Consider the following 16,638-nt stretch of genomic DNA (forward strand, 5'->3'; position numbering starts at 1 on the left):
CCTGAAATAGATAAGTCGGGTTGCGGTGGTGTTTACGCCAGCACCTTCAAGGCTCGCTCGTATAACGCCTGTCGATCAGCCAGGCCGTTCGTGCCGCCGTTGATGCGCTTGGTGATGGTCACGAACTCGCGCTTGTCGGCCAGCGTATTGAGCGCGGCCCGGTGCCAGAACCACCCCGCCGACATCGCGGCGTGCTGCGCCAGCTCGAGCAATTCGGGATGGTTGATCAGATCCAGGCCCAGCGCTTCGCCGCACTCGGCATAGTTCGCCCGACCAGTGATCTGGATCAGGCCGCGCCCACGGTATTTGGAGCCATCGCCCGGCACGGTATTGCCCAGATCTTTGCGCCCCTCGTATCCCAACTGCTGCGGAGTCGGTCCCCAAATCTCGCGGACGTAGCGCAGTTGGCCGGACTCATGACCGACCTGGGCGATGAAGGCCGCGATGCGCAGCGGGGTCACGATCTGGTACTTGCTCATTGCTGTGTTGAGGACGGGTGCAAAAACGCCGGCTTTCTGGCCGGCGTTCGGGAGGATCTGCAGTAGTTGCTGCGTGGTGATCGGCATCGGTGTTTCTCCAGGCAAAAAAATACCCGCTCGATGGCGGGGTGCGGGTGTCGCTGTGCAGGCTTTACGCGGCGGCAGGTTCGGCCGCTGGCTGTGCAGCAGCCTTGAGCGCGGCCAGTTCGGCACGCAGCTCTACAGATTCTGAGTGCAGCTCTTTGACAGCGCCCATCAGATCGGTGATCAAGGCCATCGGGTCGAGCTGTTGGATGCGTGCGTTGCCGTTTTCGTCGACGCCGTCCTTCTCGCCGGTCACGGCCAAGGGATTTACCGCCTGCGCCTCATGTGCAATCAGGCCTTGATAGGTGGTGCCGTCGCCACGAAACACTGCGCCGAACACCTTGCGCTGGTAGGTGACGATTCTGTAAGCGTTGATGCGATCACGGTACGACGGCACTTTCGCATCGGTGATGTACTTCTTGAACCGGTAGTCAGACCCGAACAGCGTCATGGTCCCGACATAGGTGTTGTCAATCCAAACGTCAACGTTCGAGCCGGTCCAGTTGTAGTTGTATACCGTGACGCCACGACCGGCGCTCAGACCTGCCCGGCACCAGGTGCCTGCCGACTCAAGCCTTCCCGTGATTTGCATCGCTCCCTGCAGTGTCAGCACGCCCGCTGATTGGTTGATCAGCCTGACGTCATAGTCCGCTGTGGTGTTGTTATAGTGGAAGTCGATATAAGGACTGATGTTACTGAGCTCTATTCCACCGAAGGTGGGAGCTTGATCGTTGCCTATACCAAGAGCCTTTCGTGCCGTGGCCTGACTATTGCCGCCCGTACCGCCTGATGCGATGCCGATAGGCGCAGCAGTTACGGACAACGATGGAACTGTCAGCAGCCCGTCGTAGCTGTAGGTCATGCTGGGGCCGGTGGCTGTATTCCCGGAATTCACCGATCGCCACGAATACCCACCAGCACCGCCGCCTCGGTTGACAACGAAATGGCCCTCGCCCTGTGAGCCCGAGTTCCAGCCCATGTACATGCCTTGTACGTTGTAAAGCGCGCTGGCCTGCTGCACTCCAACCTCTGAGAAAAGCACCCTTCCGTCAGTGCGGCCAGTACCACCCTTTGTCACCGGGAGAATGTCGTAGTTACCAGTGGTGCCGAGTGCGGCCAGCTGCGTACCGAACTTATTCACAAGCGCCCGCAGAGCATCCGCTGACTCTTTGACGTAGCCCTGCAGAGGGGCGAGTGCATAACCGCCTGCGTTGTTCGACGCGCCCTGATAGTTTGGCGATATCGAGATCGCTGTATCGCTGGCGATGTTGGTCACCTCGTACCAGCCGCCATCGGGCAAGCGAATTCCATCACCCACCCGGCCGTTTGAAATGAACGCAGTATTGTTGCCGATAACCGCGTTCGAATTTTGGGTGACGGAAACCGTCCCAGCTTTATACCAAGGCATACTCTTTACTCACTAAATGGGTTTCAGACATTCATCTTTGCGAAGACTGCCGGTAGAAAAAATGCTGTTGGATTGGCGGATGCAATAGTGATCGCGTAAAGCTTGCTGTTCGGAAAGTCCCACCAGCAATACAGCGCCCGCGATATGGCACTGCCTGAGTTCAGACCCATACCGAAAGAATTAATCAATAGATATTCGTTATCAGGAAAGTTAAACGGCACTGAGTAATAACACCTGACAAGATTCTGACTAGTGTAATCAAACCTCTCATAGCTCCAAGATTGGAACGAGCGGGTGAAGTTAGCGCTTGAAGTTCCAGAATCAAAAAGCAATTTAGTCGCGTCATCCCATAGCCGCATCCCGAACTCAGCCACCGGCTGGGCAGCAAATTGAGCAACGAAATAGCGGCCGTTGGGTTGAGCGGTGTTCACGTCATACGCCCGGACATAGAAACCCGTCCAGTTGCCGGCCGACCCCACAAGGCGCATCATGCAAAGCCCCGCAACCGCATTCACAGTGTCGGGCCGCACAAACACCAAGGGCGGCTCCTGTGATGTAACAGGCCGAGGAAAGTAGGTGGTTGAGCCAAGCCCGCTTTCCTCCGTGGGCTGATAGCGCCCCGAAGCAATCACCATCAGACGCGCATATTGCGAATCGAGAACTACCACATTGCTGTTGTTGGAAAACTCCAGGCCATATGCTTCCGCCATTATGAAAACCTCATGACAAGCAGCCGCATGGTGCCGGTTGAAACCGTGCTTGAGCCGTAAGTTCTTGTGTGGTTGTAAACCCTGGCGGTACCGTCAACGAGTTCCGTTTCGTGCTGCCTCTGATTGCTGTCGTAAGCGCCAGCCGGTATCACGATTGCAACACCGTTACCCGGCCCGACACCCGGCACAGCAAAGTCCTGGCTGGTCTTTGTGGTGCCGGAGAAGGTAACGAGCGTCGACAGCACAACCCGAATCGTGAACGAATTCTCGTCCAGCTGAAGCGCAGCATCTGCGCCCCATACCCTCATTCCGTTGCTCATTCGCTGAGGTCCCCCAACTGCACGCGCTTGACGTTGTTGGCGTCGTACACGCGTACCGATCTATTGGTGACCACCAGCCTGCCGCCTGCAGCGCCTGATCCGTTGATCTCAAGCGTCCCGTCCTTGCGCAAGATCCATCCACGCTGCCCAGCCACATAGTCGGTGGAGCTGATAAAGCTGCCGATCTTGGCGTTGGTTATCGTGCCGTCCATGATAAAGGTCGGACCGAGGAACAATTGCCCGTTCTGGGCAACGAACGGTGTCGATATCGTGCCGCCTGCCAACGTATTCACAAGCGCAAACCTGTCAGCAGACATGAGGATCTGGCTTTGCAGCACCTCACCAACTTTTTCAATGCCCGCTGCGATGGCAGCCATTACGTACTGCCCGTTAGCGTTGACTTGCAATCTGACGGTATACATCGCCGCAAGCTTGTTGTCCGTGCTCGCTTGGGCTGAACTAACGGTCTGTACCGCCGCGCTCGCACCATTGGCCGTGGCTTGCACCTGATCCAGCTTGGTCGAAATCGCGCCGTCAGCGGTCGAACGAGCGGTTGCCTCGGACTGGATGGCCGCCGAGTTATCGCCGACCTTCGTCGTGAGCTGCGTGATGGCCGCTGCTGTAGCGGCCTGATTGGTACTCACCACCTCGCGCAAATCAGTTACCTGTGCGCTGCTGGTGTTCACCGTGGCTGTCAGCTGGGTGACCGTGCGTGCCGTTGCTTCATTCTCGCTTGCCCGGACTTTGGACTCGGCCACGATGCTGGCAGTGCTGCTGTATCCCTTCAGCGCATCCGCGAGTTCACCCTCCCCGTCATCGTCCCTGTACGCGGCCTGCAACGCCTGCATGCTCGATGCCTGGGCGGTAACCACGCCGTTGAGCTCGGAGATGTCGGTGGTGTTGGCGGATATCTGGGCAGCAAACCCGTTTGCCGTCTCCAGCAGGTTGCCCACGTCCTCCCAATAGTCCGCATTCGGCGGCGGCGTTCCTTTGGGCACTGCCTTTTCAGCCTGGTAGATCCGGCCATCACCCACCACCAACTGACCTTTTTCATAGGTATCGTCTGGGTTGTAGGCCTTGAGCCCGTCAAGCGCATTGACCTGATCCTGCAACTGCTCGATCAGCTCGATCTTTTCCAGCAGCTTCTGGCCGAGTTCGGTTTCGGTGATCTGCCCGGCAATCATTTCAAGGATAGCTCCGGCATCACTGCTGGTCTGCCCCATGACGCCCACGCCGGTCGGATACCACGGACCCACATTGCCGGTCCGATCCACAAGCCGCGCCCAGAAGAAGAACGTCACCCCCGCCAGCAGCCCCTGCATGACGTGTTCCGACTGCGGGTAGGCCAGGTCGCTGAGCTTCGTGGCCTTGGCCAAGTCGGTCGTCGACCCGTACCAGATTTCTGTGCGCTGGGTGTCCTCTGCGCCTGGTGGGAAAGTCCATTTCAGCTTGATGCCGAATATCAGCGACGCTGCAGTAAGCGACGTAACGGCAGGTGGCAAGCTGGTCTTGCCCTGCAAGTTCGTCAGCAGCGACGTGGCCGGCAAGGACGAGACGTTCAAGGCGCTGACAGCGCGCACCCTGGCCATGTACTGACCGGAGTAGATACCCGGCACATCCACCGACTGCTCGCCAGCGCGCGGCACCTTGACCCACTCGCGCGAGCCCCAGCGCCATTCCACGTCGTATGCAACCGCGCCTGGCGCAGCGTCCCAGCTGATGGTCATGTTGGTAACCGCGATGCCCTGCTCGATCACAACGTGCTGTGTCACGAACACTGCGCCCGGCGCAGCTTGCACGCCCACTGGAATGCCGCTGATTGGGCGGATGTCCACGACGGCACCGAAGTCGATAGCGTCAAACTTGCTCGGTTCGTGCTGGATGCACTCAAGCTGGTACTGGTGCCATTCCGGGCGCGTGATGTTGCGCACCAGAAACTGCATGGTTTTCAGATCGTCGTATTCGAGTATCCAACCACATTCGGCTTCTGGCACTTCGCTGAAGCTGGCTGCAACAGTCACCCGCCGACCGGTAAGCGAGGTGATAACCCGTGCCTCCGTCTTCCCGCTCGGCAAGTTCACCCGCAGCTTGGCACCGGTGGAAAGATCGATGTCGCGATCAACGGTGATGACGCGCCCCGCCACCGCGCTGATTCGACCGCCGTTAGCACGACCGGCCAGCATGGGGTCAGCCACGGCAATGATCTGCCCTGTCTTCGGAATGCCGCCGTCCAGGCCGACGCGGAAGGTCGCGGGCCTTGTCTGCGTCTGTTCGGTGATCAGAGCGTATTGGCCTGCGCGCTGCGCCTGCCCGAGTGAAGTGCAGCCGTAGGCGTCCACCGACAGCTCGTTGACCGATCCAGATTCGGCCATCGCCACGTCATCAAAGACGGGCTCTTTGTCCGTCGCAAAACTCTGGTCCGGGTTGTCCCACGTCACCATTGCCAGGTTGTGGCGGTCGCGCGCCCGGGTGCCCGAATACTGGATTTCACCGTTGTTCAGGATCTGCGACGGGTTGTAGGTGTAGACCGGGTCGCCTGGCATGTCGGCGTTGAACGTGATCTGGCTGCCATCCCAGGTGCTCATGCCGTGGAAGATGGCCGACAGGTCCTGCAGCACCGCGTACGCATCTGCCTGCTTTTGCAGGTAGATATTACAAGTCATCCGAGGGTGCATGCCGCCCATGCCGTTTGGCACCATCTGGTCGCAATACTGCGCAATGCGGTACAGGTTCCAGCGGTCCACCATCGTGGCATCGATCCGGTGTCCGAGGCCGTAATACGGGTTCAGCGCAATGTCGTAGCACACCCAGGCCGGGTTGTTCGTGTAGGCCTCTTTGAACGTACCGTCCCATATCCCGTTGCTGGTGCCCGCGCCAGACGTTGCATAGGTCCGCGTCTCTGGGTCGTAGTTGGTCGGCACGCGCACGATGCGCCCGCGCATCAACACCGCAATCTTGGCGATATCGCCGCCGAACTGCTGGGCGTCATATTCAACGCAACCCACGGCGGTGAGCGGAAACTCCTGATCGCTGTCTACGACCTCTGCGACCGCCTCGATAAACATGCTGTCCTGAATCAGCGAGCTGTTGGCCTCGGGCGTGATCCGGCGTACGCGCATAGTCCAGCGGCTTCCCGCAGGCAGGTTGATGCGGTGACTGCGTTCGTACTTGGTGACGTTCTTTCGGTCTACGTAGTCCGCCAGGATCTGAACGAACGGCCCGCCGTCAGTGGCCAGGTCGATCGCGTAATCGATTCGCACGCCGTTGATGTTGCCGCTCTGGTCCTGAGACTGGAGTTGTGGCCAGCTGAACCGGATGCGAAGCGCATCCAGCACCGGGTTATTCACGGTGCGCAGGTAAGGCGTGGTGCTGAGCAACTGCTGGTTTACGTCGACTTCATTGCTGGACTCGGCAATGCCCTCAAGACGCTGCTGGTTCAGCTCGCCATTGCGGAACTGCCACTTCACGCCTGGGAAATTGACCGTTCCGTCCTCGGCCACCAACGGCGTACCGTCGAGCTTTACCGAGCGCAGGCCGTCCACTGGGCCAACGATCGGCCCCCAGCTCCACAGGTAGACTATGCGCGCGGTGGCAATGGAAGCCGTGCTGTTTAACGCAATCGTCGGCTGCTTCTGCGTGGCCTCGCCGCCCTTGCTCCCGCGAATGCTTCGCGCTGCTACCGCACTTCCCATACCGCCCCCAGAAAAAAGAAAACCCGCCGAAGCGGGTCTGGTATTACCTGATGATCAAATCTGATCTTGTGTGTAAATGCCGCCCGACTCGACGGCACCGCCGATCTCTCGTTCGCCGTAGAGCACGGGATAGGGGTTGCCCTGGGCAACGGTGGTCACCGCGCCCCCAAAGCCATAGCTGGGGTTGTTTCCGTCGTCATTGTTGCTGCCGACGCTGGCGGTGGTCGTCGGTGAAAGCATCTGCACCACGCCGCCAAGACCTGTCGCCGCACCCGCACCGAGCAGGCCCAGGCCGAGCGCTGTACTCGTACCGCCGGAGACAAGGCCGCCCACAACCAGCGCGACGCCCAGCACCACCTGGAACAGGCCAGCCTGCTTGCTGCCTTGGATCAGCGGCACGATGCGGATATCGGTGTTGTCGCTGCCCTGCATATCGAACTCGGCCTCGCCGGCGTTGCGCTTGCCGCAGAAGACGCTGAACACCAAGCCGCGCTCTTCACCGGTCCGCAGAAACTTCTCGAAGCCAGGCTTCATCGCGCAAAGGGCATTCACGGCATCGCGCACGCTGTGCACGTCGATACGGTACTCCCGGCCGAAATGCTTGCGCAGAACGCCGTAGAGCACGATGGTGCGCATTGTCATGGGGTGTATTCCTTGTGGCGCAGGATCAGTTTCACGCGGTTGGCCATCGACCAGCCGTAGACCTCACGGGCAGCCAGGCGACCGGGCATGTGGTGATAGATGAACGGACCAGACCCGCCTAGTGCCGGCGCGTCCTCGCTGTGCAGACTGGCATCGGCCCCGAGGTAGATCGCGGCATGATTCGGGAAGTGGCAGGGACGACCTACAGTTGGTATCTGAAAAATCAACATGTCGCCGCGCTGGGGCTGCTCGACCCGGACAAAGCCGCAGGCCTCGTAGTTCTCTTCGTAATGGCTGGGGCTGTCCGGATCTTCCCACCACAGTTCCTTGCGCTCGAAGTTCGGCAGTGGCAACGACGCTTCGCGGGCGTACCAGTCGCGGCAGGCCGTCCAGCAATCGAGCAGGCCATGCGAGAAGTCCCGGCCCAGCAGCGGAGCCTGGAACCCGCTCGGCTTGAACCACTGAATATCACCACCAGGCCACCCAACAATTGCCCAGGGCAGTTCGTGCAGCTCGCAGCTGACCAGATCGGTCATGCTCGGTGTTGCGGCGCGGTCCGGGTGGCTGTGCACGATGGCCAGCACCTCGCCCCTGTCTTCTGCCTCCGCAGCGTCGTGCTTGTCGATCAGGAAGTGCTGCAGCGGGTTGGTGGCTACGTTGCCACACGGCACGTACTCACGCCCGGCGTCGGTCTTGATCAGCAGCCCGCAGGCCTCGGCCGGGTGTGACTGCTCGGCGTGCGCCCGCATGGCGTCCTGAAGCTTTTGATTGATTCGCATGGTTACCCCTTGGCGATCAGGCTTGCGCCCATTGAGCCGCCGAACCGGCGGGTATTGCCGCGCAACTTGCAGCTGCTCCACCAGCCCCCGCAGCGGTCAAGCGCAGGGTTGTCGGTGGGTTCGTTCTTCTTGTCGAAATACGCGGTGCCTGTGTAGGCACAGGCCTCCTGCCGGTATTGACCGCGCATCGCCCAGCGGCACAACTTGGTGATCTGCTGGGACGGCAGTTGCTGGCCTTCCATGTCGATGGGGCTGGAAAGCTCGAAGCCGACCGCCGAAAAGTTCTCTTCGGTCTTCTGCTCGATTCTCCACAGGCTGGTGCGGCTCTGATCAGCAGCATCCGGATTGCCGCCGTCGAAGTTCGCGGCATCCAGAAAGTGCTTGAAGGTTTCGATCACCTTGAAGTCCGCGCCAGCGAGGTCTTTGAACTGAAGGCAAAGCGCTGACACTGCTCGCGGAATACCCGACAGTTCGTTGGCCACCCTGAGCTTGGGTGTGGCTGGGCGGCCATCACCACGGATATCTAAACCAGTGACCTCTATCTGGATAGGCGAATACAGCTGGCCCTGCCAGATGATGTCGCCCTCATGCTCATGCCCGTGGAAGCGCCAGAGCGTGGCTCCCAGCCTCGTCGCATCCAATTCGTACAGACGAATCTGGTTGCCGGGCTCCAGCTTCTGGATGTCCGCGCTGTAAATCATGGTGGTTACCTACGAAAACCCCGCAATCGGCGGGGTCAGGGTTTGAAGGTTTGCTTGAAGCTGGCGGATAGCGAGTAAATGCCCGCGCCGTGGCTCGACAGCTTGTAGCCGTTGGCGGTGTATCGGCCCTGCACGACGCCCGGCGGCGTCCAGAGGAATGACTTGAAACCCTCATGCCGGTCCAGAAAGTCCTGGACTTGCTGCAGTTTCTGGCCAGCACCGTAACGCCCGGTCACGGTCACGTCCCACGCCTGCGACTTGGTGTTGATACCGACGCCGCCTGCTTGGGTATAGCCGTCGCCGAAGTCGTTCGACCAAGTGCGCTGTTTCACATCGCCGGACGCGCCGACCTGTACGTCAAAATCGAATGTCTCAGCCATTACGTTCGCCTCCAAAGACGTCCGCCCTGGCGCATTTCTCTGTCCAGAAACTGCCCGAGCTGAGCCTCAAGTGCCGACGATATCGCCGAGCCCTGTCTGGCCGCCTCCGCGTCAGTCATACCGGGCTGGGCCTGGACATTCACTGGCGCATTGATGGTGAAAGACGGCCCACCGCCAGCACCATTTCCGGACTTGTCAGCCAGGTACTTGGTCAGGTCGCGGTTCTGGTTCGGGTTGAGCACGCGCTCACCGCCATCGAGCAGCCAGGTGCCTTCCTTCGGAATGTTGTCCATACCGTTGTGAGCCATACCGGCGAGCGCCGATGCGGATACTGCGGCTAACATTGGTGTGGTCGCCGCAGTAGCAGCCAGGGCGGCGGCTGGTGCGAGTTCTGGGCCGATCAATGGAATGCCAGCAGTAGAAGCGTAAGCGTTCAACGCTGCCTGCGCCGATGCGGCTTGCGCGTTGGCGATCAATCCGGTGGCCGCCGCCGATTGGCCGCTTTTACCAACGAGCAATTGAATACCCTGATAGATCAACCATTGAGCAGCCATGTCGGAAAGAGCATTTATCGCAGACTTGGCCATACTGGCGAACAGATCTGCTACAGCGTCCCCCGCATCCTTCGTTTTCGTGGCAATGTCAGAGAACATGTCGCCCAACCCATTGGTGGCGTCACTCAAAGTCCCTGAGACGAAGTCCGCAGCCTGAGCTGTATAGTTTTGCGCGTAGTCGACATAGTTCTGCCAGGCCCTCCCGACACCATCCATCCATTTGGCCTGATCTACGTCTACTTGAGCGTAAAAACCCTGCTGCTTAGCCAAACGTTCGGCCAGCGCATCTGTGAGAATCTGGGTTTCCTTCTTGTAAAGACCCTCGCTTATATCGCCGCTGTTGCGCTGAAGGACTAGATCACGCTGCTGCTTATTAAAGTCCTCTTGAATGCCGAGCATTTCCTGAAGCCGCTCACGCTGCTTGTCACCCATTCCTGCGCCAGCAAGCTGCTGGTCAAATCCTTCGCTGATGGCTCGGTTGCTTTCGCTCACGCTGGCCTGAAACGCCGCGAGTTTGTTAGCTTCCTCTGTAGCGATTTTCCTCAGTGCGTTTTCTTTCTCGAGTGCCGCGTTACGTCTCAGATCGGCGGTAATCGAATCCTGTTTGGCCAAAAGAGACTTCTGCTCGGCGGTCAAGGTTTGCTTTGACTTTATATCCGCGAGCTCCTGCTCCCACTTGATCAACTCGCGAGAGGCAGCTCCGATTTTGTCGATATCGCCTTTCTGAGCGCCGAGCAGCACGGATTGTTCTTTCAAAACCGCGTATTGCTGACGCGCCTGATCGAGGACCTTCTGCGCAGCATCTTCCCTGTATTTCGATTGGCCTTTGTTTGGATCTGTAGTTTCGGTGATCCGGGCAATTGCTTCGTTTGCCCGCTGGACAGCATCCTTTCTCGGGTCCTTCCCAACGCTTGGCGTATCAGCGCCAGGCAGCACCATGCTGCGACCAGTCACATCCATCTGAGCCGGAGGCGTCAGCAGCATGTTACGGCCACTGAGGAAGCTCGAGTTTTTGGAAATATTTGCAGCAGCATCGATAACCCGCTGCATTTCCTTGATTTGCTTGGTCGCGCTTTCCGTGGCCGCTTTCGCAGACGTGTTATGCGCGTTTGTGGCCGCAGCGGCGGCGTCTTGAGCAGCCTGTTCAGCCGTGTAAAGGCCGATCAATTGCCGTCTAAGCGCATCCTGCTGCACCTTATCGTTCGATTTGACTGCGTCTTTGTACTTCTCCAGGACGTCCTTTTGCTGGGAAATCACTTTCGCCTGCTCGCGCTGCTGAGAGGTAAGCCCCATCTGCTCAGCAGCATAAGCGGCCTGCGCCTCTGCGTTTGCTCCGAACAGGTCGCGGCTTTCAATCAGCTTCGCGATGTACTTTTCCCACTCAGCAAGCTGAGCCTTGGTCTGTCCACCAGAACCTGCCAAGGCCGTAGTAAGCCCCTTCGTCTGCGCGGCCAGGCCAGTCGTCTCTTGGGTCGCACCAGCGAGAAGCAACCGATATTTCTCTGCCTGCTCACCGCTCCTTTCATTTGCCGCCGCCGATTGCTCAAGAGACGAAATGTAGGCCGGCATGATGTCGCCGTTTTCCTTCACAGAAGCGGTGACGCTCGCAAGCGTCCTCGATCCATTGCGAACTTGGCTGAGCATTTGCTCAAAGGCCTTGCCGCCTTCAATACCAGCTACGCCCAGATTCTGATAGGCATTACGCCCGCGAATCGAGAATTCATCGAATGCCTTAGCCGCGGCCTCGGACGCTTCTGTTTGTTTTTCCGTCCAGGTCGAAAACTGCAGCATTTTCTGGGCCTGGCCCAGCTCTTTAAATTTCGTGATCGACTCGTCCAGCGTCAGGTTTTGGTCGATCAGTGCAGCGGTGGCGCTGTTTGCGCCGCCGCCGAAATCGATGAACGAGGCCGCTACCAACGCCGTCATGGCGATCAGGCCCACCGGCCCCGTCAGAAGTCCGAGCACACCCCGGCCGGCTGCCGATGCTGCCACCATTGCGGTGCTACTTCTGGACGCGGCAGCGGTGGCGGCATCTGATGCTCTGGAAGCGGCATCAACTGCGAGCTTAGTCTCCCCCGCCGCTGCCACTGCAGCACTTCTGGCAGCATAGGAAGCCTGTATCTCTGCGGAGGTCGCGACAGTGGTGGCTGCTAGGCTCGTTTCGGCAGCCTGTATCTGCCGGATAATGGCGACTTCATCCAACCGCGCCAGAGCCATACGATTGCGGGCTGCAGCTCGACCCTGCTCACTTATTTGCGCAGAGAGGCGTTGCTCCTCAAGGACTCGCTCGGCTGCAAGCGCTGCCTGCACGCTCTTCAGGTTATTGATTTCGGACTGTTGACGCATCCGATCTGATGAAACCTTTTGACCGGCTGCCGCGATTTCAGCATTTGCCCTAGCCAGGCTGGCGTTGGCATCTGCATATTTCGATTCGGCATTTAGAAGCGACTGCTTCGCCGCTGCGGCCTCGGCAGCGATATTTTTGATGCTCTGCGTGGTTGAGAGAGCCAGGGCTCCGGCCTGCATGATTGAGGCCTTCGTGGCCATCGCGAAACCGGCCGCACCCTGGGCAGCAGCAATAGCCATGCGTGTGCCGATGATGTAAGCCAACGTCTCGGCAGCGCTCGATATCTGCGCAAAGGTTTTCGAGGTCGCACCGAAATCTTTGGTAAGCCCATCAATAGACTGTGAAAACTTTACGATATTTGCTGATATCGCCGCACTGACACCGCTTGCCTGATCCATCCTGCCGATGAATTGCGTCAGGGAGTTGGTGGTAGCAGTAATGCTATTGCCGATCGTTACGGCCGTTTTGTTGAAGAGGTCGGAAACAGCTTTTTCCTGCGCCTGCAAAGCTTTTACGACCGCATCGGCTGTCAGCTTGCCTTCAGCCCCCAAAGCACGCAGTTCGCCAACCGTTTTGCCCATCCCTGCCGCAATGGCTTGCGCGAGAGCCGGTGCTTGTTCCATTACGCTGTTCAGTTCCTCACCGCGCAGCACGCCAGATGCGAAGGCCTGGCCAAGCTGGACCAATGCTGCGTTCGCCGAATCAGCGGAAGCACCAGATATCGCCAACGTTTTACTGATGGTTCCCACTACACCAGCAACGCCCTCACCGGTGAGCTTGAGCTCCTTTTGGTTGGTTGCGATGCGCTGGTAAAGCTCAGCTGTTGCGGTCAGAGGCTGATAAGCGCTCTGCGCAATTGAGAAAACTGCATTCTGAGCTTTTGCAAGCTCTGCCGATCCCTCAGTAACGAGCTTGAGACGACTGGTAAGAGACGTATAGGCCTCGGATGCGTTGTAAATGGCGCTCACGCTGAAAGCCGCAGAAAGCGGCCCGGCTAGACTTGCAGCCATATTGGACAAAGAAAGCATCTGCCCCTGCATCGCGGCGACTCTGGCCGATGCGGCGTCAGCTGCAGCGCCCGTGCGCGTAACCGACTGTGAAGCGCGGTCCATGTTCTGCTGGAATCCGCCAATCCGCGCAATCAGGTCCAGCGTCAATGTGCCAAGCGATCTTGACGCCATAGATTATTCTCCGGGCAATAAAAAACCCGCCGAAGCGGGTTGCAATTCGATAAACACTTAGCTCGACAACTTGAAAATAAGAATGAGAAATAATATCAAGAACGCGATCCCGGCAAGCGCAGCTCCGATCTGACTATCCGCTACCTCAGACTTTGCTACCGCGCTTAACAACTCTTCGGTCTCATTATTGACCTTAGAGGTTCTAGCATTCATTTCCTCAGTGTAAATATTGAGGAAGCGAATCTTCTCCTCTTCTGAAAGATTGGCGATAACTGCATCCATCGCGTCCTGCTGATCCAGCGATAACTGATACACATTTCCACCTTGCTGCGCGAACGCTAGAAGAGCCTCCCCATTTACTCGAACATATTCCCTTATTTCTGCCCTTGATGCGGTTGCCGGATCCATATAGTTCCCTCCAAATGTCAGGAACTCTAGCACGCTAACCCCATTCCTTCATGGCCTGCTCCAGGGTGATTGGCGGACGTTCCGCATGTGGCATGAAGTCGTAAAGGTCCGCTTCGCCCCCGTTGGCCCGATTGACCTGAAGCGCTATAAGCGCGCTGGAGAATTCAAACCGTCGCATTGGGTTCAGCGATCCATGCTTGTCCCTGTACGCAGACCAGGCCAAGACCTCCGAGTAGGTGATATTGGCCTTAGCCTCTGCAATCGTGCTTCCACCAATGCCGTTAAGCACCAGCTCATGCATCAGCTCGTCGGCGGGGGTCAGCTCTTTGCGGGGTGGTTGACCTCGTTGACAGCTGTCATGAGCGCCCAACCCAGTCCGGGGTCCAGATTCATCGCGTCATCGAATGGCAAAGGCTCATCACCTTTCGCACCCAACATGACGCTGGCAGACAGGTAACTGGCATTTTTCGACTTCTCAGCCTCGTCGCCAGTGAACATGCCTTCCATTTTGCCGAATGTGTGACGACGCACATGTACAGTGAACTTGTCAGTCACTTCCACGCCCTTCGAATCGGTATGCACCCACTTGACTTCCTTTTTCACGAGGATTTCAGCGACGACGCCACCTTTCTTTTTCAGATCTGCCAGATTCATGACTTTTCCTTACGCTGCCGGGACAATGGCTTTACGAACCCAGACGGAGCCGCCAGAGCGCTGAATAGTGCCGGCAGTTTTCACGACGGAATTCGCCGAGAAATCGAACGGGAAGTCAGACACGTAGCCGTCAATCAGGAACCAGGTGCGATCTTCTGGAAGTTCGAAGTCGTCACCTGCTGCGTTCAGCGTTGGCTTGCTTTTTCCATCAGCCCAGCCAAGAGCCCAAGCGGTGCTCTCGATGTCGTCGTTTTCCGAAAGCTCATAAACGCGGACATGTGACTTATTGCGGGGATCGGCATCCACTGCGAAGGTTGCCTGCCCAGGTGTGCGCATACCGCGCATGTATTCACGGTTTTTTTTGCTGAGACAAGAAGTCTCGATCTGGTCCGCCGGGTTGCCGCCGGGGTTAAATGCGGTGATGCATTCAACCTCCATCACCTCCAGCTTCGTTGGATCTGCGACGGTTGGCATCAGAGCAAAAAGCTGCGTGCCTTGAGTAAGAATCGCCATGATGTTCTCCAAATGACGGGCATAAAAAAACCCGCACAAAGCGGGCTGTAGTTTTTCAAACAGGGTTACCGGTGAACCATCCAGTCCACGTCGAAGCTGCTGCGGTAGGACTTCGTTACCGGGTCGCGTGACTCTGCGCCCCAGCGGGTGATGTACGCGTTCAGCTCAATGGCATCCCGCATGGCTTCTGTCACTGCGCGGGCGGATGACGCCGAATCGCCGTAGACATCAACCTGAAGCGCGTAGCCGTCAACAGTGGGTCGTCCGGAAAGGTAGTTTTCGGGGCTGCCACCGATGACCTGCCAGACCGCGTATGGCTTGGCTACACCTTCCGGGGCCTCGCCAAATGGATAAAGCCTGGTGGGTGACTGCCCCAGTAGCGTCAGCACCGCCGGATCGGCGGCGCAAACCGCGAATATCGGAGCGGCCATCAGATGCCACCCAACGCGGCGTCGATCTCTTTCATGAGTTCGCTTGCAAACCTGTCGGTGACGTTCTGAACATTCGACTGAAAGGCTGGCCGCATGAATGGCACTGCCGGGGTGTGCTCAGTGCCAAACTCGATGTAACGCCAGTGACGGGTGTCGCCGCCGGGGTTGCCCGACGCTTCCTTGCTGTGCTGGTTGCTACCAGCGCCACCCCGGACACCCACACGCATGACCACACCACCTTCCTGCCTGGATCGCTTCGCCGATTCCTGCGTAGCGATATTCTTCCAGACCTTTTCGGCGGTCGCCGGATCATCGAGCGCTTTGGCGTTCGCCTTGGCGGCGTCACGCACGATGTTCATTGCGCGGCGGGCAGCCTTACGAAGGCCCGAACGCTGCAACTTCACGGGCAGGGTCTTCATCTTCTGCACAACGCCATCCAGGCCCCGCATGTCGACACTTGTTTGGCTAGCCATTGAGCAACCCCCTTGAAACCAGAATGGTCAGATACTCCAAGCCTGAAACCGGGTCCGGCATCGGCGGGCCTTTGATGGCGTACACCTCGCCCCGGAACAGAATCCGCATCGTCGGCAGCACACCTGCCCGGTGTCGAATCACGATCCGGGCCGAGGTGTCCGACTGGGCAGCCTGAGCCGCGATCAGATCACGACTGCTGAGCGGTTCAACCGACGCCGGCACTTTGTCCCACACAGTGCGCCATTCCTTGGTTTCCTCACCGGTTTGCGGGTCTTGCGAGGCCACAAGCGACTGGAAAGCAATACGATGCCTAAGTTTTCCAGCGTTCATCAGAACCTCTTCCTGTACATAAGCAGCCGATCGACCGCCAGCGGCACGCTCGTCAGGCCGCTGGCCACGGCTTCACGGTTCGCGTACCAGTGCCCGACCAGCAGCAAAACGGCCTGCCGGATATCTTTGGTGAACCCCATCTGCTCAGGAAGCACAGGATCACCCTCTACCAGGACTCGGTCGCAGTGCTGCTCAACATGGGTCACCGCCCCATCGACATACCCCTGAATCAGGTCATCCTCTGCGTCGTGATCAACGCGCAAGTGGGCTTTCACCAGGGATAGTTCGATCATTTACTTATTCTCGTCCGGTTTCGCCGCTTTAGATTCTTTGGCTTTGGCGATTTTCGGCTTGCCGTCATCGCCAAGCTCTTGAACCAGACCTTTGCCAATGAGCGTGTGGGCGTATTCGCTGTCGATGTCCTCGAACACATCGCCGCGCTTGACTCTGCCCGAATCAGCTTTCAGTAGCGCAGGGGTACCGACAAAACTCCAAACTGCTCTGACTTTCATATTGCCTCCGGAAATAAAAAAGGCCGGCTTAGCGCCGAA

The 16,638-nt window shown here is 58.4% G+C and carries 19 protein-coding genes; all 19 read right to left on the reverse strand.

Annotated features, from left to right (window positions below; genetic code table 11):
• Positions 1-32 precede the first annotated feature (32 nt).
• The 19 genes from AC54XV_RS19280 to AC54XV_RS19370 all read right to left on the reverse strand — a co-directional run bounded on the left by AC54XV_RS19280 (position 33) and on the right by AC54XV_RS19370 (position 16,599).
• Positions 33-566: a glycoside hydrolase family 19 protein gene (locus AC54XV_RS19280; protein WP_096126854.1), complete on the reverse strand. Its 534-nt coding sequence runs from the start codon at positions 564-566 to the stop codon at positions 33-35.
• 64 nt (positions 567-630) lie between these two features.
• The gene (locus AC54XV_RS19285) at positions 631-1,971 is read right to left on the reverse strand and encodes a tail fiber domain-containing protein (RefSeq protein WP_496717131.1); all 1,341 of its coding nucleotides are present in this window, start codon (positions 1,969-1,971) and stop codon (positions 631-633) included.
• A 23-nt stretch (positions 1,972-1,994) separates the two neighbouring features.
• Positions 1,995-2,681: a hypothetical protein gene (locus AC54XV_RS19290; protein WP_496717132.1), complete on the reverse strand. Its 687-nt coding sequence runs from the start codon at positions 2,679-2,681 to the stop codon at positions 1,995-1,997.
• The gene (locus AC54XV_RS19295) at positions 2,681-2,989 is read right to left on the reverse strand and encodes a hypothetical protein (protein ID WP_074806345.1); all 309 of its coding nucleotides are present in this window, start codon (positions 2,987-2,989) and stop codon (positions 2,681-2,683) included. The genes AC54XV_RS19290 and AC54XV_RS19295 overlap by 1 nt, the downstream gene beginning before the upstream one ends.
• Before the next feature lie 8 nt (positions 2,990-2,997).
• Positions 2,998-6,693: a TipJ family phage tail tip protein gene (locus AC54XV_RS19300; RefSeq protein WP_496717133.1), complete on the reverse strand. Its 3,696-nt coding sequence runs from the start codon at positions 6,691-6,693 to the stop codon at positions 2,998-3,000.
• A 54-nt stretch (positions 6,694-6,747) separates the two neighbouring features.
• Entirely contained in the window at positions 6,748-7,335 is a 588-nt protein-coding gene (locus AC54XV_RS19305; RefSeq protein WP_024639076.1) for a tail assembly protein, read from the reverse strand.
• Positions 7,332-8,114 carry a C40 family peptidase gene (locus AC54XV_RS19310; protein WP_496717134.1) on the reverse strand — a complete coding sequence of 261 codons (783 nt, stop codon included), beginning with the start codon at positions 8,112-8,114 and terminating at the stop codon, positions 7,332-7,334. Before AC54XV_RS19310 ends, AC54XV_RS19305 begins: the two co-directional genes overlap by 4 nt.
• A 2-nt stretch (positions 8,115-8,116) precedes the next feature.
• Positions 8,117-8,815, reverse strand: a complete 699-nt coding sequence (locus tag AC54XV_RS19315) for a phage minor tail protein L (RefSeq protein ID WP_496717135.1) — start codon at positions 8,813-8,815, stop codon at positions 8,117-8,119.
• 35 nt (positions 8,816-8,850) lie between these two features.
• Complete coding sequence (locus AC54XV_RS19320) at positions 8,851-9,195, reverse strand: phage tail protein (protein WP_496717136.1); 345 nt, start codon at positions 9,193-9,195, stop codon at positions 8,851-8,853.
• Positions 9,195-13,277 (reverse strand): phage tail tape measure protein, encoded by a 4,083-nt coding sequence (locus AC54XV_RS19325; protein ID WP_496717137.1) that lies wholly within the window; start codon positions 13,275-13,277, stop codon positions 9,195-9,197. Before AC54XV_RS19325 ends, AC54XV_RS19320 begins: the two co-directional genes overlap by 1 nt.
• 57 nt (positions 13,278-13,334) lie before the next feature.
• The gene (locus AC54XV_RS19330) at positions 13,335-13,685 is read right to left on the reverse strand and encodes a hypothetical protein (RefSeq protein ID WP_496717138.1); all 351 of its coding nucleotides are present in this window, start codon (positions 13,683-13,685) and stop codon (positions 13,335-13,337) included.
• 34 nt (positions 13,686-13,719) lie between these two features.
• Complete coding sequence (locus AC54XV_RS19335; protein ID WP_496717139.1) at positions 13,720-13,986, reverse strand: phage tail assembly protein T; 267 nt, start codon at positions 13,984-13,986, stop codon at positions 13,720-13,722.
• Positions 13,987-14,003: 17 nt separating this feature from the next.
• Entirely contained in the window at positions 14,004-14,339 is a 336-nt protein-coding gene (locus AC54XV_RS19340) for a phage tail assembly chaperone family protein, TAC (protein WP_103688324.1), read from the reverse strand.
• Positions 14,340-14,348: 9 nt separating this feature from the next.
• Positions 14,349-14,852 carry a phage tail tube protein gene (locus AC54XV_RS19345; RefSeq protein ID WP_496717140.1) on the reverse strand — a complete coding sequence of 168 codons (504 nt, stop codon included), beginning with the start codon at positions 14,850-14,852 and terminating at the stop codon, positions 14,349-14,351.
• Positions 14,853-14,917: 65 nt separating this feature from the next.
• Positions 14,918-15,283, reverse strand: a complete 366-nt coding sequence (locus tag AC54XV_RS19350) for a DUF3168 domain-containing protein (protein WP_496717141.1) — start codon at positions 15,281-15,283, stop codon at positions 14,918-14,920.
• Positions 15,283-15,756, reverse strand: a complete 474-nt coding sequence (locus AC54XV_RS19355; RefSeq protein WP_496717142.1) for an HK97-gp10 family putative phage morphogenesis protein — start codon at positions 15,754-15,756, stop codon at positions 15,283-15,285. The genes AC54XV_RS19350 and AC54XV_RS19355 overlap by 1 nt, the downstream gene beginning before the upstream one ends.
• Positions 15,749-16,087 (reverse strand): phage head closure protein, encoded by a 339-nt coding sequence (locus AC54XV_RS19360; protein ID WP_496717143.1) that lies wholly within the window; start codon positions 16,085-16,087, stop codon positions 15,749-15,751. Before AC54XV_RS19360 ends, AC54XV_RS19355 begins: the two co-directional genes overlap by 8 nt.
• The gene (locus AC54XV_RS19365) at positions 16,087-16,380 is read right to left on the reverse strand and encodes a head-tail connector protein (RefSeq protein WP_198710470.1); all 294 of its coding nucleotides are present in this window, start codon (positions 16,378-16,380) and stop codon (positions 16,087-16,089) included. Before AC54XV_RS19365 ends, AC54XV_RS19360 begins: the two co-directional genes overlap by 1 nt.
• Positions 16,381-16,599: a hypothetical protein gene (locus AC54XV_RS19370; RefSeq protein WP_496717144.1), complete on the reverse strand. Its 219-nt coding sequence runs from the start codon at positions 16,597-16,599 to the stop codon at positions 16,381-16,383.
• Positions 16,600-16,638 lie beyond the last annotated feature (39 nt).

This window comes from Pseudomonas fragariae (ex Marin et al. 2024) (assembly GCF_059621105.1).